Origin of the sequence: Actinopolymorpha pittospori (genome assembly GCF_014873875.1) — a bacterium.
Taxonomy (GTDB): Bacteria; Actinomycetota; Actinomycetes; order Propionibacteriales; family Actinopolymorphaceae; genus Actinopolymorpha; species Actinopolymorpha pittospori.
In genome coordinates this window covers 2,538,540-2,554,277 of the sequence record NZ_JADBEM010000001.1, presented here as the reverse complement: position 1 = coordinate 2,554,277, position 15,738 = coordinate 2,538,540, and the positions used below count along the sequence as shown (strand labels likewise).

Below are 15,738 nucleotides of genomic sequence, written 5' to 3'. Positions count from 1 at the left end.
ACAGTATGGTCCTGATCATGCCATCTTCCGGCGAAACATCATCAGGCCCGCGCATCCAACGAATCGGTGCCTACGCCGTGTGCCTCGCCGACGGTGGCTCGATTCTGTTGTCTCGTTACACGTCTGGGACATGGACTCTTCCCGGCGGCGGCGTCGAGCACGGCGAGCACCCTGAAGAGGCCGTCATCCGGGAGCTCGCGGAGGAGACCGGCTACGCGGCCCGGGTACGCAACCTGATCGGCATCCACTCCAACACCTGGACCACCCTTGCCGGACAGCGGGTCCACAGCGTGAACGTGATGTACCGCGTCGAGATTGTCGATGGCGAGCTGCGCTACGAAGTCGATGGCACCTCGGACATGGCCGCATGGGTGTCACGTGACCAACTCACCCGCTATGCGCACACGAAGATCGTCGATGTTGCGCTGAAACAGACCACGGACTGGCACTAGACCCTTGCACCGGCCGGCATACGATGGCCGGCCGCGATGACCGCTGGCCAGGCTCGGCCCAGGGGACCGGATGTCGGCAGCCTCGGTCGCCTCGGTGGACTGCGAACCGGACCCAGCGTCTTCGCAGATCAGGGCCCACTTCGGGTGCCACCGGCTAGCGTTCACCCTAGACGGTTTCCAGTACCCTTTGAAAGGGTCACCTTGGTAGCCTGCGCTTCGAGAGCCAAGGAAGAGGCTCATCAGCCGCTACGGAACCCCTTCCTTGCACTTCAGTTCCGATTCGAATAGTGCCAAGGATTAGTCGACCACTATTCGCTGTCCTGAACGGGTGGAGGCAATCCCAACTCGGCACGGGCGGCGACCTCAAGCTCCCTTGTCACGGCATACGCCTCATGAATCATCTCGGACTGGAATGTGCGCTGCCTGGGCGGATCACCGAAGTATGGGTCATGCCCTACATTCTCCGCGTTATCTAGCGCTCTACGAATGACCGTTTGCAATGCGGGCCCCGCGATAAATCTTGCGCGGTACAGCACCTCAAAGAATGTTTCGCGCCCCACGTATATCTCAGACGTCGTATCCTCGCAACGATCCGCCAATAAACCTGGCCCCGGAAGGCTGACGAAGAATTGAGAACTCGCACGAACTAGTTCCGCGTATATCTCCTGACGATTATTGCGAAGCCAGAGTTCGTGATCCCGAGCACGTTCCATCTCATACCGCGCTTCTTCGCGATCCCTTTCCCGGCTCCACCGTTGTTGTTCGAGATTTGCTGCCTTCGTCTGGGTGAGCAGAGCGGCAGCCAACGTGCCAGCAACGCCGATCACAGCCACCGCGATCGTTGCCCACAGCTGCGGAGTCATAGGGAAAGACTACGAGGTCACTTTGGGCGACTGAATATCCGGGTCGAGCCGGATCGTCGCGCGGAGGCGGAACGGGCTCGTCGGGAACTACGGTCAGCGGGCGACACGCCTGGTGTGTAGACGGCCCGGGCCCTTCCCTGTGGCGCGGCACACCTTCCCGAACTCGGACCCGCAGAACGTGCATTGGACCTTCATGTCCAGCGCACGACGAAGTTGAGCCTCCTCGTACGCGGCCTCGTCCTTCGCACGCCGATCCTCGTCTGCCTTCCGGTACCGCGCCATGGCCTTGGTGTGTGCCTCGTCAGCGACAATCAACGTCTGGACGTCGCCCGCCCCCAAGGACGGAGCGGAGTCTGACATGCCGCGAACAGGCGGCCTGTGTCCCCGCCTCATGCTCGCGAGAACACAGGCCGCACTCCGGTTAGGTGGTCAGGTGGCCGCGATCGTTGTCATCCTTAACCACCAAGCCCAGGATCACCCCAGTGAGCAGGGACACCCATGGGTTCCCACTGGCTACCGCCGCGGCTACCGCTCCGACGAGCGCGACGGCCCGTGTCGGATCTGTGTTGCGCATCTTGGCTGTAATTCCCTTCCTGTCGCGTAACCGACGTGTAGCGGCACGAGAAGCGACCGGACCTGAATTACGTCACCCCACACCGCACGCACCCGTGTCGAGCGCGAGCGCTGAGCCGACCTGAGGTACGTTTCTAGTGTTCAACCTAGGGTTCGGAACATTGAGGTTAATCCTAGTGCTTGCCGAGCCGTGGAGGGACGGGAGCGTGCAACTCCGGTCCCTCTTCACTTCATTGCCAGCACGACTCCAAGTGCGCGACCAGACGACCAAAAGCCGCCCCGCCGATGACGACGTGAACGACGAGCTGGCCGGATCCCCCCTTTGCCGAGGGGCCTGGGTCGCCGCCGGCGACCAGCCAGCCGCTGCCGGCGACCGCCATGAGTGCCCAGCTGGATCTCCGTGCCGAGTGCGTACTCGCCGTCGAAGAAGTTGCGGCCTCCCGTCCACGACGCCGCACCTCCGCGGCGCGCGGGGGCTTGGGGCAAGCAGGACAACCGCCTTCAGCCAGGAACTTCGCTCCAAGTAGGCGGCTCAGTCATCGGCAGCCGGCCGCAGTGGTTACGACGGCCGCGAGGTGGCAGAGCGCGGAGGTGTGGTGCTTGCCAGCCTGGGTCATCAGGCGGTGGTACTTCGCGGTAAGGGATAGGTCGGCGCGGCGGGCGTGGTCGGCAGACCCGTCCTGGGAAGACACATCCCCGGCCGTCTCGGCGACCCGAACCGCTTCGCCCCGCCCGCCGGGATCCGCTCCTTCAGCTCCTCCGGCGTTAACGGCCGTCGCGGAGGACCCACCAAGGCCGGCGCCGCCAGCCTACGGGAGGCGCCGTTCATGGCTGCTTAGTGCGGGCTGGTCACGGCGGCCTTCGGGTGTGCTTTCCTATGATCAAGGAATGTCGAAGGTCGTGCTCAAGACGTTCGAACGAGAGCAGCTACACCTGGTAGAGCCTTGGTTCCACGACGCCGACACCCAACGATGGCTCGGCGGACCTGCGTGGCCACGGGAGATGCTCGACCTCGCCGACCTTCCGCTTGGGACCTTCCGCGGGAAGACCCAAACGGGCAGGCACCGATGGCTAGCGTGGCAGGGTCAGTGCCCTGTCGAGTACATCGACTGCGGAACGTTCGATCGCTTCACTGAGTGGGAGGGCGGCGAAAACGGCCGGGGCGTCATCGACACCCTTCCTCTGCCAACCGCAAGCCTGGGGTACGTGATCCGTCCAGAACTCCGGCACCAGGGGTACGGCACCGCCCTGCTGGACATAGTGACGAAGGCTCCTGAGCTGCACGAGATCCGGCTCTTTGTCGCCGGCGTCGACCGGAGGAACGCAGCCTCGATCCGGTGCCTCTCGAAGGCGGGCTACCGCCCCCTAAACGATCAGCCCGACTGGGAAGGCATGGTCTACTACGCACGCCTGCGAACGACCCGTGACGCAACGAACGGCTACAGCTCGTCGAGCTGAGAAGGCGTGATCACGGATCCAGCTGCGTGACCTCGGAATCGCCGTGGCCAACAACTAGTGTGTCGTAATTAAAAGTGCTTTACTTGGGGTTGTAGTTGTTGGCGACCAGCTTCACGTAGTCGCGGTCGAGCATGGCTACTTTCTCAAGGATCTGATCGGCTGTCGCTGTCCACTCGAACGGCTCGGCGTCTTCGTTCCAGTGGTCGATGTAGTTCTCGATATGGCGGATCAGCTCGGCGAGGGATTTGAAGGAGCCGCGGCGGATGGATTGCCGGGTGATGATGCCGAACCATGTTTCGATCTGGTTGATCCAGGAGCTACCTTTCGGCGTGAAGTGGAACTTCACGTTGGGGTGTTTGGCCAGCCATTCGTTGACGTCGCCGTTGTTGTGAGTTTTGAGGTTGTCGAGGACTACGTGGATTTCTTGCTCTGCCGGGTACCGTTTGACCAGTCGTTCCATGAAGCGTAGGAACTCTTTGGTCCGCTTTCGGTGGAAGGTTTGTCCGGTGATTTTTCCGGTGAGCACCTCAAGGGCGGCGAACAGGTTCGTGGTGCCGTGGCGGACGTAGTCGTGGGTGCGCTTCTCGGTCTTGTCGAAGCTGATCGGCAGTAGCGGCTGGGTCCGGTCCAGAGCCTGGACCTGCGTCTTCTCGTCGAAGCTGAGCACCACCGCACCCTCGGGCGGATCGAGGTAAAGGCCTACGACGTCGACCACTTTGGTCGCGAACTCCGGGTCGGTGGAGGTCTTGAACGTGCCCTGCCGATGTGGCTTCAAGCCGTGCTCACGCCACAATTCGGCGACGAAGTTGTGCGAGACGCTGATACCTTCACGGCGTCTCAGATACTTGGCCATCTCATAGCTCGACCAGTGCGTCAGCCCCGTTTCTTTCGGCGGGCCGAGCTTCGTTAACGCCACAATCCGCGACCGCACCGAATCAGACACAGAACGAGGCCTGCCAGTCGACGTACGGTCCTCTAACCCCGCTACGCCGGCCTCTTCGAACCGGTCCACCCACTTATACACCGTCGGCTTCGACGCTCCGAAGCGCCTCGCAATATCCGCGGCACTCTCACCATCGAACCACGCCAGCACCATCTGTGCCCGCATCGACTCCGAGCCGTCGTACCCGACAGACACAACCGACTCCAACTCGCTACGCCGCTCCTCCGTAAGCTGCTGCATACCAAAATTGTTTCACAAGCACCATTGAAAGTAAAGTGAATTCAATTACATGACACTAGCCATCGACCCGCACAGGTGAGCGCCGGTCGACGTTGATGGCCGGGACAGGCTCGCACAGTCCGGCGCCGATCCCGGCGCGGAGCACTTCAGCGATACGGTCGCACCGGTGCGAGGGACACGGCTGCTTCGGCAAGGCATGGTCGCGGCAGGCGAGTCCTGGCCAAAGCTCGCCGTCGGCTGGTCACGGCGGGCGTCGTGGAGCCGTGGATGGTGCGGCCGGAAGTGGTGCACAGGCTACGCACTGGTGGAGCTCCTCGCAGCGGCGTGGCGGGCGGCTATCTCCAGCGCCCGGCCTCGCAACTCGGCCCGTAGTTCGGGCGGGTCGAGCACCTCAAAGTCGTAGGACAGGCCGGCGGCGTAGGACGCAAGTCCCGCCAGATCGTTGGCGGCCACCCGCAAGATGGCCCGACCGTCCGGCGCCGGCTCGACGATGCGACCGCGGAATGCCTGCACGGCCGTCTCGTACTCCACGTCGAGCAGGATGCGTGCCTCGTACCGGAAGACGGCCAGCTTCGTTGCCTCCAACACCATCGAGGCGGCGTCCGGCGGGTCTGTGATCTGCTGGCGGTGCCCAGTCAGTGCCGGCTCGGCGATCCGGTCGATCCGAAACGTCCGCCATGCCTGCCGGTCGCGGTCCCGGGCGACCAGGTACCACCGCCCACCCGCCCGCACGACCTGGTACGGCTCCACAATGCGCACGCTGATCCGCCCGGCGTGGTCTGTGTAGGAGAACCGGAGTGCTTCGGTACGCCAGCATGCCGTGGCCAACGCGGTGAGCACGGTCGGGTCGACAGCCGGTAGCACCGGCTCGGCCGCCAGTTGGACCGTCGCCTCCTGCAGCGCCCGCACCCGCTCACGCAGCCGCGACGGCAGCACCTGGCCGAGTTTGGCCAGCGCCGCGACGGCGGCGGTCTCGATGCCAGCGACCGCGCTCGCCGCAGTCATCTGAAGCCCCACCGTGGTCGCGACCGCTTCATCGTCGTCGAGAAGCAGCGGGGGCAGCCGGCCACCAGCGCCGAGCGTGTAACCGCCAGCGTGGCCACCGCTGGCCTGGACGGGATAGCCCAGCTCACGCAGCCGTGTCACGTCGCGGCGCAGGGTGCGGGACGAGACGTCCATGCGGGACGCCAGCTCCTGCCCCGACCACCAGGGCCGGGACGGCAGCAGCGACAGCAGCCGGAGCAGACGGACAGCAGGATCCATGAGGCCATCCTCTCCCGCTTCGCGGCCGGGATCTGACCGCGAAGCCGTCTATCGTCCTGTCGACCAGACGAACACAACGCAGACCTGAGGAGTGAGACCTCGTGAAGTTGGGGAACCGGATGATCGTCTTCGATGCCGCCGACGTCGAGGCGGAAAGCGCATTTTGGGCGGGGCTCTTGGGCGGCAAGATCGAGGGTGGCGACAGGTGGCGCAACATCTGGATCGATGCGGACTGGCAGCTCGGAGTCCAACATGCGCCGGACCACGTGCCGCCGGAGTGGCCCGGCGGCGCTCCCCAGCAGATCCATCTCGACTTCTACGTCGAAAACATCCAGGCCCTCGACGCCGCCCACGATGAGGTGATCAGCCTGGGCGGGCGCCTGCTGAAAGCCGCTAACGACCGTACTGCCGACCACGGTGTCCAGATCTACGCCGATCCCGCCGGCCACCCCTTCTGCCTGTGCTGGCTACCCCCGTCGGCATAGCTGTCGCGTAGCCGGTTGGGAGAGCGCCGCTCATGGGTGAAGCGAATGGATGGGGCGAGGTCGGTCTCAGCGTGCTGGCCGCCGCGGCCTCCGACGCCCCCCGCCAGGCCGGCGTCTACCTCTTCCTCGACGAGAACAACGAAGTCCTCTACGTCGGGAAGGCCGCCAACCTGCGCCAGCGTCTGCGCCAACACGCGGCGACGAAGCATCACGAGTCACCCCGGCACCACAAGTACGACCTCGTACGTCGCGTTGTGCGGGAGATCGCTGCTGGCGAGGAGGCGGCGGCCTGGCGAGAAGAGGATCTGATCTTCGCGCTTCGCCCCGCGTTCAACGGCAATCTGGACGACCGCGCACCTGATCTGGTCGGGAAGGACGCGCACGTCCCCTACATCATCGTCGCCGAGGTAGCAGCCGGGACGCTCAGCTTCAGCCTGGAACCCGATCTCCCCCCGACTGGACGGGCCTACGGATGCTTCCCCCACCTGGGCAAAGGCCTTGGGACCCGTCTTGGAATCGCGTGCAGCGACGGCTACACCGCACTCCTGCGTCTCCTGTGGGCGGCCGCAGGCACCGGCACCCACGTGCCCGCCTCGATCACCAGATCGGCGCCCCCGTCGTTCACGGTGCCAGCCCCGTCAGCCCTTCAGGACGGCCTGCACCGGTTCCTGTCCGGAACAAGACCTCGACTGGCCCACGAACTGCTCCACGCCGCGTCCCATCGACCGGAGTACATGCAGCCGGCGCTGCGCCGCGACACCGAAGCGGCGCTTCAGTTCTTCGCAGCCGGGCCGCAACTGGTGCGCACGCGTCGACTGCACCATCGCCTCCGCGCCAGAGTTCTCGACGTCGAGACATACCGGAGTCTCATCGCCGACGAGATAACCCCAGTCATCCGCGGCGCTCCCCACAGATGACGTCTCTGGCAACCCTGAAGCAATGCTGCTTGGCGAATCGTCGGCCTGGTCGTTGTCCGCCGGCCTGGCCAACCAACCTTCGCGTCCGGTGCCCCTGATGGACCAACTGGCCGCTCTCGACGTGCCCGTCCTGGTCCTTGTCGGCTCTGGGAACGATCTGTCATATGGCGCATCAGTCGATCTGGGCGTCAGCTTCGAGGTAATTGTGAGCCAGTCCGGAAAAGTGGCCGACCTCGTAGGATGGAATAGCAGCACTGACCTCTCGCTTGGCCCCTTTACTCTAGGCAGAGATACCAGTCCCACGGGGTCATGGACGCACTCCTTCGGTTTCTCAGTCGGAGCCTCACCGAGTCCGCTTGGATTCACCCATTACAATACTTATACGTGGTTGCACAGTAGCCCGGCTGCGAGGCGATACCTCGTGTGACGTTAGAGCATTCGCCTCTGTCGCTTAAGATATCCTGCGTGGACGCGATTTGCCTACATGGCGACTAACCGCTGCGGAGGGGGCCTCTGCGCCTCTGTCCCGATTCGGCAATCCACGCGGTGTAGGCGCGCAGGGTGATCATCACCTCGGGAGTGACGTGACCACTCGCGCGGCGCCGTGCACGTGCGCGAGGAACTCGCAGCGCGCGGCCGGTGCGCAGGCACGCGACGAGATCGCGTTTGAGCGCGCCGCGGCCTTGGACGTAGAGCGCCTGGTAGATCGCCTCGTGCGAGATACGCACGGATTCATCATCGGGGAAGTCGACCTTCAGCCGGTTCGAAATCTGCTCCGGGCTCCACGCCGTCGCCCACCTGCGGTGTTGGCGCCGCGGCTTGTTGCGCCCCTTCCAGGGCGCCGTCTGTGCTCCCGGCACCGGTGTCCCGTCAGAGCGACGCACCTGGCCCGAAAGCCGGTCCTGCACGTACTCGCGGAGTCGTCCGTTTGCCAGGAGTTTCGCGGTCTTAGTCTTAGGGCGTCGGGCTATCAGCTCGGCCTTCCACTGCGCGACCGAGGCCCGGTAGTCCAGCTTCCCGCCTCGAGTGGCGGCGTTGCGGCGCAGCTCTCGCGAGACGGTTGATGGATTCCGGCCGAGTTGGCGGGCGATCCCTCGAACGCCGAGACCACGTGCCCTCAGCACGGCGATCTCTTCTCGTTCCTCAAACGACAGATACCGCCCCGATACGGGGGCGCGCATGAACGTCGGCATGCCGCCACGTTTGCGGAACCAACGAGCGCCCGCCGCCTGCGACACGCCGACCGCCACGGCGGCGTCCTCACTGGTCAGTCCTTTTGCGATCTCACGCCAGAACAACCGCTCCACTTCGCGACGAAGCGATGGCTTCCCCGGCGACTTCATCGGCGCTCTGCCCGTCAACTCCTTCATCCAGCCAGCCGGCCTGCCCATCAACCCCTCCAGGATCGAGGTGTTGCGACGACCAGTTGAATCCGCCTTGGCAGCCGCGATCGGAGTGGAAGATCAGCCCGGGGTCGGGGTGGCGGCTGGTGCAGGCGTTGGTCAGTGCCTGGGTGACCAGCTCGGTGCGCAGATGGTCGGCGGTGGCCCAGCCCACGATCCGGCGGGAGGCCAGGTCGATGACGGTGGCCAGGTACAGCCAGCCCTGCCAGGTCGGGATGTAGGTGATGTCGCCGCACCAGCGGGTGTTGACGGCGGCGGCGTCGGTGGTGAAATCCCGGCGGATCAGGTCCGCCCGCCTGGTCGCGGCCGGATCAGCGATCGCGGTGGCCACCCACCGCCTCGGCGACCGCCCGGCCAGGCCGGCGGTGCGCATCAGCCGGGCGACCCGCTTGCGGGAATGGTAGTGGCCGTGGGCGGCCAGTTCGGCGTGGACGCGCGGGCAGCCGTAGGTGCCACGGGAGTCGCGGTAGATGCTGGCGATCTTGGCCGTCAGCTGCGCATCGATCCGTGCACGGCTCGAAGGCCTGGCGGCGCGGTGGGTGTAGTAGGCGGCACGGGAGACCTTCAACAGCTCACACGCACGTTTGAACTCGGCCGTGAACGACCGACGCGGCCGAGGCCGCTTCTTACTCCCCGTACTCTCCGCGATGAACATCCTCCCCGGGGTCAAGCCCCAGATCTTGGATTCCGTCAAAACGAGTCAAGCCCAACATGTCACTGCGGCCCCGTACGCCGAGCCCCAGGCATGGGCGCGTTTCGTCGCCAAGACCGACGTCGTGGCGCACAGGTGCATGCTGTGGTGGCCCCGCTCACGAGACGACGGGGACGAACAGTTCTGGGCAGACCCCGCCGCGATCCGCGGCCACCATCATCCCTGCAGCCCGGGGGACGGAGCCTGCCAAGCCCTAGCGACCTCACCGGTTCGCGTACGCGGCACACCACGACCCGATCGAGGCCGGGGTCGAGGTCATGCGCAGCTGCGACGAGCCGCTGTGCGTCCGCGAGGCGCACCTCTTCTGCGGATCGACCGCTGACAACGCGTGCGGCATTCCGGGCCGTTGACAAGCGCACCAGATCCTTCATCCTGCAGCACCGGGCCGAGCTCGGCTGAGAAGCCAGCACCAATCGCGCTCTCAGAGGGCCTCCATATCGGGGGCTTCTTTGTCCGAGAGCCATCGTGAGCGCATCTCGGGCTCGACGCTGGGGGTGGTCTCAGCGATGCGCGTGCCGGTGCGCCTGGCGCCGATAGTCCTGGGCAGGGGGTCGGGGTCCCGCCAAGCGCACCACCAGCTCGGTCTGCTCGGAGCCCCGGCCGTCGAGATCGCATGAGGCTCTTCCACCCCGCGGGGTGGAAGGTCCCCGCCAACCGAGGACAGCGGGGACCCGTACTGGGCTACTGCATTGCTGCACTGCTGCCTAGGCCATCAGCTGACGACGTTGGCCCACGCCGCGGATCGCTGGAGACTGGCGTCTTTTGGCCCACTCCGCCCGACGACACCGTTCGTTCTCGCCTTGCGGCGGCCGGTCCCGTACGGGACTGCCGGCTCTCCGACTACTACGAGCCAGAGGAGGTCTGGTGGACGACCTGCACCTCTGTGCGCCGGCGCCGGCGCCGGACGGATTGTAGGTTTGGTCGTCCACACCCTTACCGCGCGACCGAACGCGTGCACCGCGTTCTCACGCTCGGCAGACTGGTGCGCCGACCAAGGGCTGGTTCAAGCTGTGCACCGCGGTAGCTACAGTACTCAGATGCCGGATAACGAAGGGACGACAGCCAGCGAGGCATCGCGCCTTGTAACTTCACTCAGCCTGTCTCAGGGCAGCGTGTTGGCGTGCTGGGCAGTGGGCCTGCTCGTACTCGGAGGAGGCGTAGTCTCGACGTTTATGCGAGACAATCAGGCTGGAACTGCCGCCTTGGTCCTCGTTGGTGGACTGCTAATACTTGTGGCTCTGATGCGTCGTATACCACTTCGCTTTGAGGTTGCTGGCACAAAGGTGGATGCCACCTATGAGATAGACATGGCGTTCGACGCAGGGCGAGATGCGGGAGTCCGCGAGGGTCTTGAAGTCGCAGTTGAGGAAGTCCGAAGTTCAGTTGAAAGAGGAGATGCGAAGACGGAACTCCTCGACGAGCTCTGGCGCGAGATAGAGATGCGACTAGGACGTTGGTCGCGCGGCTCGCAACCATTCGACATGTTGACTGCGCAACAAAACGAGGGCGGCGTCCCAGCGTCGAACGAGGGCGACGATCGGAACGCTAAGCGGACTTCACAAGCGGCGCATGCGATAAGTTACGACGCGATGGCGACGGCCGCGGTAGTTGGCATAACTCAGCGGCAGCTGGATTATTGGGCGCACACAGGATTGGTGGAACCAAGTGTGACTCTGGGTGCCAGCGTTCAACACGCGCGGTACAGCTTCAGAGACGTGCTCCTCCTTAAGGTAATCAAGCGTCTCCTCGACGCAGGCGTTTCCTTGCCGCAGATCCGAACGGTGATCGTGCATCTGAAGGAACGTCCAACCAATGCCTTGCGGGAGACTACACTTGTGAGTGACGGCCAGAGTGTCTACGAGGCCACGTCGCCAGATGAAGTGATCGAGTTGCTCCAGAATGGCCGTGCTACGTTTGGCATTGCATTGGGGCGTTTGCTTCGCGAGGTCGAACAGGAACTCAATTAACGATCAGGCCATTTGGCCGCTACAAGCGAAGTGGTACGGCCTCGTCAGGCACCGCAGCGAGGTTGGGCGGCGGCTCGTGTGCCACCGGGCCTGTTGCCCCGAACCCCCGGCACCGGGATCACCACATAGGTCCTGGACGGCTGGCTACAGAGGTTAACTGTCTGACGTCAGTCGGCGCGTGCTCTGGGTCGATGGGTTCTACGGTGCCTGGGTGATGAAGTATCCGACTGGTGGTGGGACGAAGGCGGCGACCCGGACGCGGAGGGAGGCGGTCCGGCAGCAGGCCGCCGTGCCTGGGCAACCCGACCGCGCTGTGGTCAGTTCCCTTTCACGCAGAACTCGTTGCCCTCAGGGTCGGCCAGGACGACGTGCTTCTCCTCGGGGCGCTGCCCGACGTCGAAGTGATCGCCGCCGAGCTTCAGCGCCGTCGCCACTGTGTGCTGCTGGTCGGCAGGGCTGGGCTGGTCAGGTGCACGCGGTTCGCCCCCGCCTGTTCCGAGCAGCTCGGGACGGACCGGAGGCTGAGCTGGGTGTCGTCGCCGGGCAGGAGCCGCCACCGGCGTCCTCGACGACCTCCCGGCCGAGCATGCCGGCCCAGACGCGTCGAAGGTCACCGTCAGGGATCGCGAGAGGATCCCCACGCAGTAGGCATAGGCCAACAAGACAGCAAGGCACCGAGCGCCGGACCTATCGCGAGTGGCGCAGGGCGCGTGTTGAGAGTCGCCCGCCAGATCTCCGCTGAGCAGCCGATCACAGGACCACGCACCCGACGTCGGTGGAATGCGACGTCGTCTAGTTCTCGCCGCTGCCCTGCCGCCCGAGGTTGGCCTAGTCGCCAGCCTGCTGCTGGTAGGCGACGCCGATGAGGACGATGGTCAGCAGGACCAGCAGCATGTGTGGACGGTACAGCTCGCACGACACGCTGCCGGCCGGATCGGAACGCCGGGTTGGCCGGCTGCGGCCAACTTCAGGCGGGGTAATAGCACGCTAATTGCACGAGCGAACCACAAGCGATGCCCGATGGAGCTCGCCTGTCAGCAAGATCTCATACCGGAGCTCGCCGCTGGGGTGGGACCATGCGCCTGGGTTCCCGAAGATGCGCAAGGCGGAGACGATGATGGCGATGAGTGCAAAGACTGTCGGAGTCGTTGCGTTGACGGTCATCGCAGTCGCGGTCAGCGTGTACGCGTCCGCGATCTGGGCCACTTTCGTTTACAACCAAGTACAGGGCGGGACGGGCTTCGCCGCAGCCACCGCCATCGACCTCTGCATCGCCGCCGCGCCCTGGGTCATCGCCGTGGCCATTCTGGCAGCCCGAGGAACTTCGAGAAGTCGGCGTGTGGCCGCCGCAGCCTCGGTTGCGTTGGTGTCATCGGCTGCTACCTTCCTGATGGCTGCAGCAGTCACGGTCATCTAGCTCCAACTGCTCGCGAAGGGGCGGCGGTTGGCCGGTGGCCCGGCTTGGTCCGGGAGACCGGGGGCCCGTAGCCTGTCCGGGCTCGGCGGGCAGCGAACCCATCCCAGCGTTTCAGCAGGTCAAGCCCCGTGTCAGGTGGACCGGGCAGTGGGAGTCACGCCCAGGACCTACGCATTACGAAGCAGCGCTGGGGAAGCAGCTTCGGGCTCAGCTTGCCGTCTACACTTCAGGCCGCATGGACGAAGTGACGGTTCGTGCAGCACGGTTCCGGGTGATCTTGGGCAGGTCGGTAGCTCGTCCTACGGGTCCGTACCGGGGCCAGCTTCGAAGAGGGACGTATGGTCGAACGTGAGGAGCGGGAGCCTGATGATGACCACTCCTGAGCCGCTGACCGATGAGGAACTGACCGCGATCGAAGAACTCGCCGAGGCTGCAACTCCGGGGCCATGGTTCGTCCGCGCTCTCGATGACGACCTAGCTATGAACCTCGTGGCCATCAGCACTGTCCCTGACAGCGGTCACGGTGAACGATGGCCGGACTTCGATCACCGCGAGATCGTGGCCGCAACGCTCGTCCAAGGCCCTCACCGTTACGTCGACGTCGCGGACGAATGCTGGGACGAAAACGCCCTGTTCATCGCGAACGCCCGCCAAGACATCCCCCGCCTGATCGCCGAAATCAAACGACTCCGCCGGCTACTCGCCTCAAGAGACAACCAAGGCGAGGCCGAGTAACGTCGCCCACGCGCAGGTAGTGGCCATTGCCTCGACGTGTAAGCGCCAGCTGTCGCAGCCGGGCCGGAGGGTTTGGCCGGTGTCCTCGTTTGGTCCGGGAGAGTGGCGGCTCGTAGCCTGTCCCGGCGCAGGCGGGCAGCTGGCTGCCCGCCCGTAACCGCCCGCCGTGGGCCGCCGCTCGTAGGGTCCCGGACCAAGCGAGGTGGCTAACGCCTCCGGCCCGGCACCAGCCACGCACCTGGTCCCGCGGAGCGAGACGTGATGAAGAGCTCGAAGATCAGGTCCTCGGACGGGTCATCCCACAGTGGACCAGCCCCAGGGATAGCTCGCAAATGCGGCGGGTCAGTAGCCATGGACGTCATGGTCTCAGTTGCTCTTGACCTCAAGAGAGATCGGTTCAGCAGTCACCCGATTACAAGCAGGCCGACGACCTGCCAGCCCGGTCCATGATCGTCCATATTGCGCGAGCATCCAGGGTGTGAGCGGCCCGCGCGAGCGATCGCCGTCCATGGTTGTCCAGGTCTTGTGTTAGGCAACGGCGTTAGCAGGCCCGACGCTGTGCGTGGCCCTGGTTGTGCCCTCGACATTGCTTCTGCCACGCTGCCCGAGTGGAGGCATTGCTGGGGGACAAGCACAAGTTCGCCGCCGAGATCGGCGACTGGGTCAGTCCGAACCTGTGTCGAGTAGACCTGTGGGCCGCCGATCAGTGGTTGACCTGTGACGACAACACGGTCTTCGTCCGCCAGTTCCGCAGCTCTGTGAGCGACACCGCTGCCTGGGTGCGGTCCGGCCAGGGCTCGCCTCCGCCCTTCGCCGGCCTACCTGTCGCAGCCACGCATCGGCGGCTGCTCGCCGGGTTCGCGATCGACCCGGAGGAGGACGACGGGCTGCGCGAGGAGTTCTGGATCCTCCAGTGGGGACCCACGACCGACAACATCTCGGCCCTCGGTTTTCGCCAAGGGACGCGCCTGGCGATCACGTTCCAGTTCTGGCGTGAAGAGCACCTGGTGAAGCATCCCGAACATGCGGGAACAGTCTTCGAGATCGACATGGAGGTCGCGGAGTTCGCCACGACCCTCGACGATCTCGCCGCCGTTCTCGACCGCGGCCAGGCCTGCGTCTGATCAATCACCGGACGGTGGCAGACGCCCTGCAAGCTCGCCACGGAAGGATGAGATTGGAAGGCTGACGCGGACCCCTGGTCGCGCCTCCCGTCTCGCCTGGCGGCTACTCCTGACAGACCGTTCATGACCGCCGAGGGCCGTGCCTAATTGCACGCGAGTTGCACGACGACGCGCCGGAACCGGCCGACCTCTAGATCCGTAGAGGCAGGCAACTCGATCGCGACCTGCTCGTCTGCGCTCCGCTGGTCGTCGGTCCTGGTGCTTACCATCGGCTGGCGGTGCCGGTCGTTGGTGTCAGGGGGCGCGCATCACCTCGCGCGGCGCGGCAGCCGGCTGAGCTTGGGCCTCCGGGCCCCAGACAGTTGGCCGCATGCGCTCGTCGTGCCAGGTGTAGCCCTGTAGCCGCCACCTTTCCCTCGACCTGTGAACGGCCTCCAGGGTGGCATCCTGATAGCCGAACTCGACCCCGCAGACGAAGCACAGACTGGGAGCATCGGGCTGCATTGCTGGTGTAGGCACAAATCGATGGTGCTCCACCCAGCGGTCCATACGCCACTGTCCGGTTCCTTGCCGCCTGCACCGCAAGGCTTTGTTCTAGGTTTCAGCCATGACGACACAGGTCAGCCACGGCGCCTCGGGCGCGATTCGTCGCTTTGCCGGATGGGTGGGTCGAGGGTCGGTCGGGTACCCATTGTTCGATCAGTATAAGCCTCAGGGGCGCTCCGACGTGGATGGCTATTGGGAGACGTTGAGCTCTGAGGCGAGTTCGCTGGAGACTCTCTTCGCGGTCTTCGTGAACAACCTTGAGCTTGACGAAGAGGGTGAGCCGACGAACGAGAAGTACGCCGAGCGGCGAGCTGCGACCTTCCTGTTCTCGTACATGACCGGGGAACTCCCGCCCGGGGAGCCTGACATCGGCGGCGACGAGGCCACGACGTACTAGAGGCCGCGAGTCGACTCATGCGGCGGGGATGACGCTCACAACGCTGAGGGGCCGCGCGCCGATCTGGGCGGTCGCGGACCACTCTTCCCCGTCGCCCTCGCAGCCAGCCAGATTGAAGGTCGGAGCGGAGCGGGTCAAGCGTCGGCGGAGCCGATCACGTAGTGACGCCGAAGGCGCCCTTGACGCGTGGAGTGGAGGCCGGAGGCGGCGCGCGAGGAAGGCGGGGCGGTCAGCGTCCCTGCC

Annotated in this window: 14 protein-coding genes and 1 pseudogene; 9 read left to right on the top strand and 6 right to left on the bottom strand. The window is 65.0% G+C overall.

Annotation, left to right across the window (positions count from 1 at the left end):
- Nucleotides 1-5: 5 nt before the first annotated feature.
- A complete protein-coding gene (locus HEB94_RS12100; RefSeq protein WP_238361498.1) occupies nucleotides 6-452 on the top strand; it encodes an NUDIX hydrolase in 447 nt (148 codons plus the stop codon).
- A 308-nt stretch (nucleotides 453-760) separates the two neighbouring features.
- On the opposite strand, the gene HEB94_RS12095 is transcribed toward HEB94_RS12100, so the two are convergent.
- Nucleotides 761-1,315: a hypothetical protein gene (locus HEB94_RS12095; protein ID WP_192749980.1), complete on the bottom strand. Its 555-nt coding sequence runs from the start codon at nucleotides 1,313-1,315 to the stop codon at nucleotides 761-763.
- A gap of 1,461 nt (nucleotides 1,316-2,776) precedes the next feature.
- Here HEB94_RS12095 and HEB94_RS12090 point away from each other — a divergent pair.
- Nucleotides 2,777-3,346, top strand: a complete 570-nt coding sequence (locus HEB94_RS12090; RefSeq protein ID WP_192749979.1) for a GNAT family N-acetyltransferase — start codon at nucleotides 2,777-2,779, stop codon at nucleotides 3,344-3,346.
- 79 nt (nucleotides 3,347-3,425) lie between these two features.
- On the opposite strand, the gene HEB94_RS12085 is transcribed toward HEB94_RS12090, so the two are convergent.
- Together HEB94_RS12085 and HEB94_RS12080 are read right to left on the bottom strand one after the other, a co-directional pair.
- Nucleotides 3,426-4,529 carry an IS630 family transposase gene (locus HEB94_RS12085; RefSeq protein ID WP_192748912.1) on the bottom strand — a complete coding sequence of 368 codons (1,104 nt, stop codon included), beginning with the start codon at nucleotides 4,527-4,529 and terminating at the stop codon, nucleotides 3,426-3,428.
- A 294-nt stretch (nucleotides 4,530-4,823) separates the two neighbouring features.
- Nucleotides 4,824-5,792 (bottom strand): helix-turn-helix transcriptional regulator, encoded by a 969-nt coding sequence (locus HEB94_RS12080; protein ID WP_192749978.1) that lies wholly within the window; start codon nucleotides 5,790-5,792, stop codon nucleotides 4,824-4,826.
- 119 nt (nucleotides 5,793-5,911) lie between these two features.
- Here HEB94_RS12080 and HEB94_RS12075 point away from each other — a divergent pair, with 119 nt between their 5' ends.
- Nucleotides 5,912-6,277 carry a VOC family protein gene (locus HEB94_RS12075; RefSeq protein WP_202896297.1) on the top strand — a complete coding sequence of 122 codons (366 nt, stop codon included), beginning with the start codon at nucleotides 5,912-5,914 and terminating at the stop codon, nucleotides 6,275-6,277.
- 32 nt (nucleotides 6,278-6,309) lie between these two features.
- Complete coding sequence (locus HEB94_RS12070; RefSeq protein WP_192749976.1) at nucleotides 6,310-7,194, top strand: nucleotide excision repair endonuclease; 885 nt, start codon at nucleotides 6,310-6,312, stop codon at nucleotides 7,192-7,194.
- Nucleotides 7,195-7,748: 554 nt separating this feature from the next.
- Here HEB94_RS12070 and HEB94_RS12065 read toward each other — a convergent pair.
- Both HEB94_RS12065 and HEB94_RS12060 read right to left on the bottom strand, forming a co-directional pair.
- Nucleotides 7,749-8,564 (bottom strand): annotated as a pseudogene (locus HEB94_RS12065) (transposase); the annotation flags it as partial.
- Nucleotides 8,479-9,267 (bottom strand): IS3 family transposase, encoded by a 789-nt coding sequence (locus HEB94_RS12060; protein WP_192749975.1) that lies wholly within the window; start codon nucleotides 9,265-9,267, stop codon nucleotides 8,479-8,481. The gene HEB94_RS12060 and the pseudogene HEB94_RS12065, both read right to left, overlap by 86 nt.
- 1,079 nt (nucleotides 9,268-10,346) lie before the next feature.
- Between HEB94_RS12060 and HEB94_RS53460 the strand changes: the two genes are divergently transcribed.
- A complete protein-coding gene (locus tag HEB94_RS53460) occupies nucleotides 10,347-11,276 on the top strand; it encodes a MerR family transcriptional regulator (RefSeq protein ID WP_337917624.1) in 930 nt (309 codons plus the stop codon).
- A gap of 317 nt (nucleotides 11,277-11,593) precedes the next feature.
- Here the strand turns inward: HEB94_RS53460 and HEB94_RS54530 are convergent, their stop codons facing one another.
- Entirely contained in the window at nucleotides 11,594-11,833 is a 240-nt protein-coding gene (locus HEB94_RS54530) for a VOC family protein (protein WP_420481528.1), read from the bottom strand.
- Between the two features lie 539 nt (nucleotides 11,834-12,372).
- Between HEB94_RS54530 and HEB94_RS12045 the strand changes: the two genes are divergently transcribed.
- The 4 genes from HEB94_RS12045 (at nucleotide 12,373) to HEB94_RS12030 (ending at nucleotide 15,495) form a co-directional block, all read left to right on the top strand.
- Complete coding sequence (locus HEB94_RS12045) at nucleotides 12,373-12,693, top strand: hypothetical protein (RefSeq protein WP_192749974.1); 321 nt, start codon at nucleotides 12,373-12,375, stop codon at nucleotides 12,691-12,693.
- A 366-nt stretch (nucleotides 12,694-13,059) separates the two neighbouring features.
- Entirely contained in the window at nucleotides 13,060-13,428 is a 369-nt protein-coding gene (locus HEB94_RS12040; RefSeq protein WP_202896283.1) for a hypothetical protein, read from the top strand.
- A gap of 608 nt (nucleotides 13,429-14,036) precedes the next feature.
- Complete coding sequence (locus HEB94_RS12035; protein ID WP_192749914.1) at nucleotides 14,037-14,552, top strand: hypothetical protein; 516 nt, start codon at nucleotides 14,037-14,039, stop codon at nucleotides 14,550-14,552.
- A gap of 607 nt (nucleotides 14,553-15,159) precedes the next feature.
- On the top strand, nucleotides 15,160-15,495 hold the full coding sequence (locus HEB94_RS12030; RefSeq protein WP_192749973.1) for a DUF7677 family protein: 336 nt from the start codon (nucleotides 15,160-15,162) through the stop codon (nucleotides 15,493-15,495).
- Nucleotides 15,496-15,738: the final 243 nt, after the last annotated feature.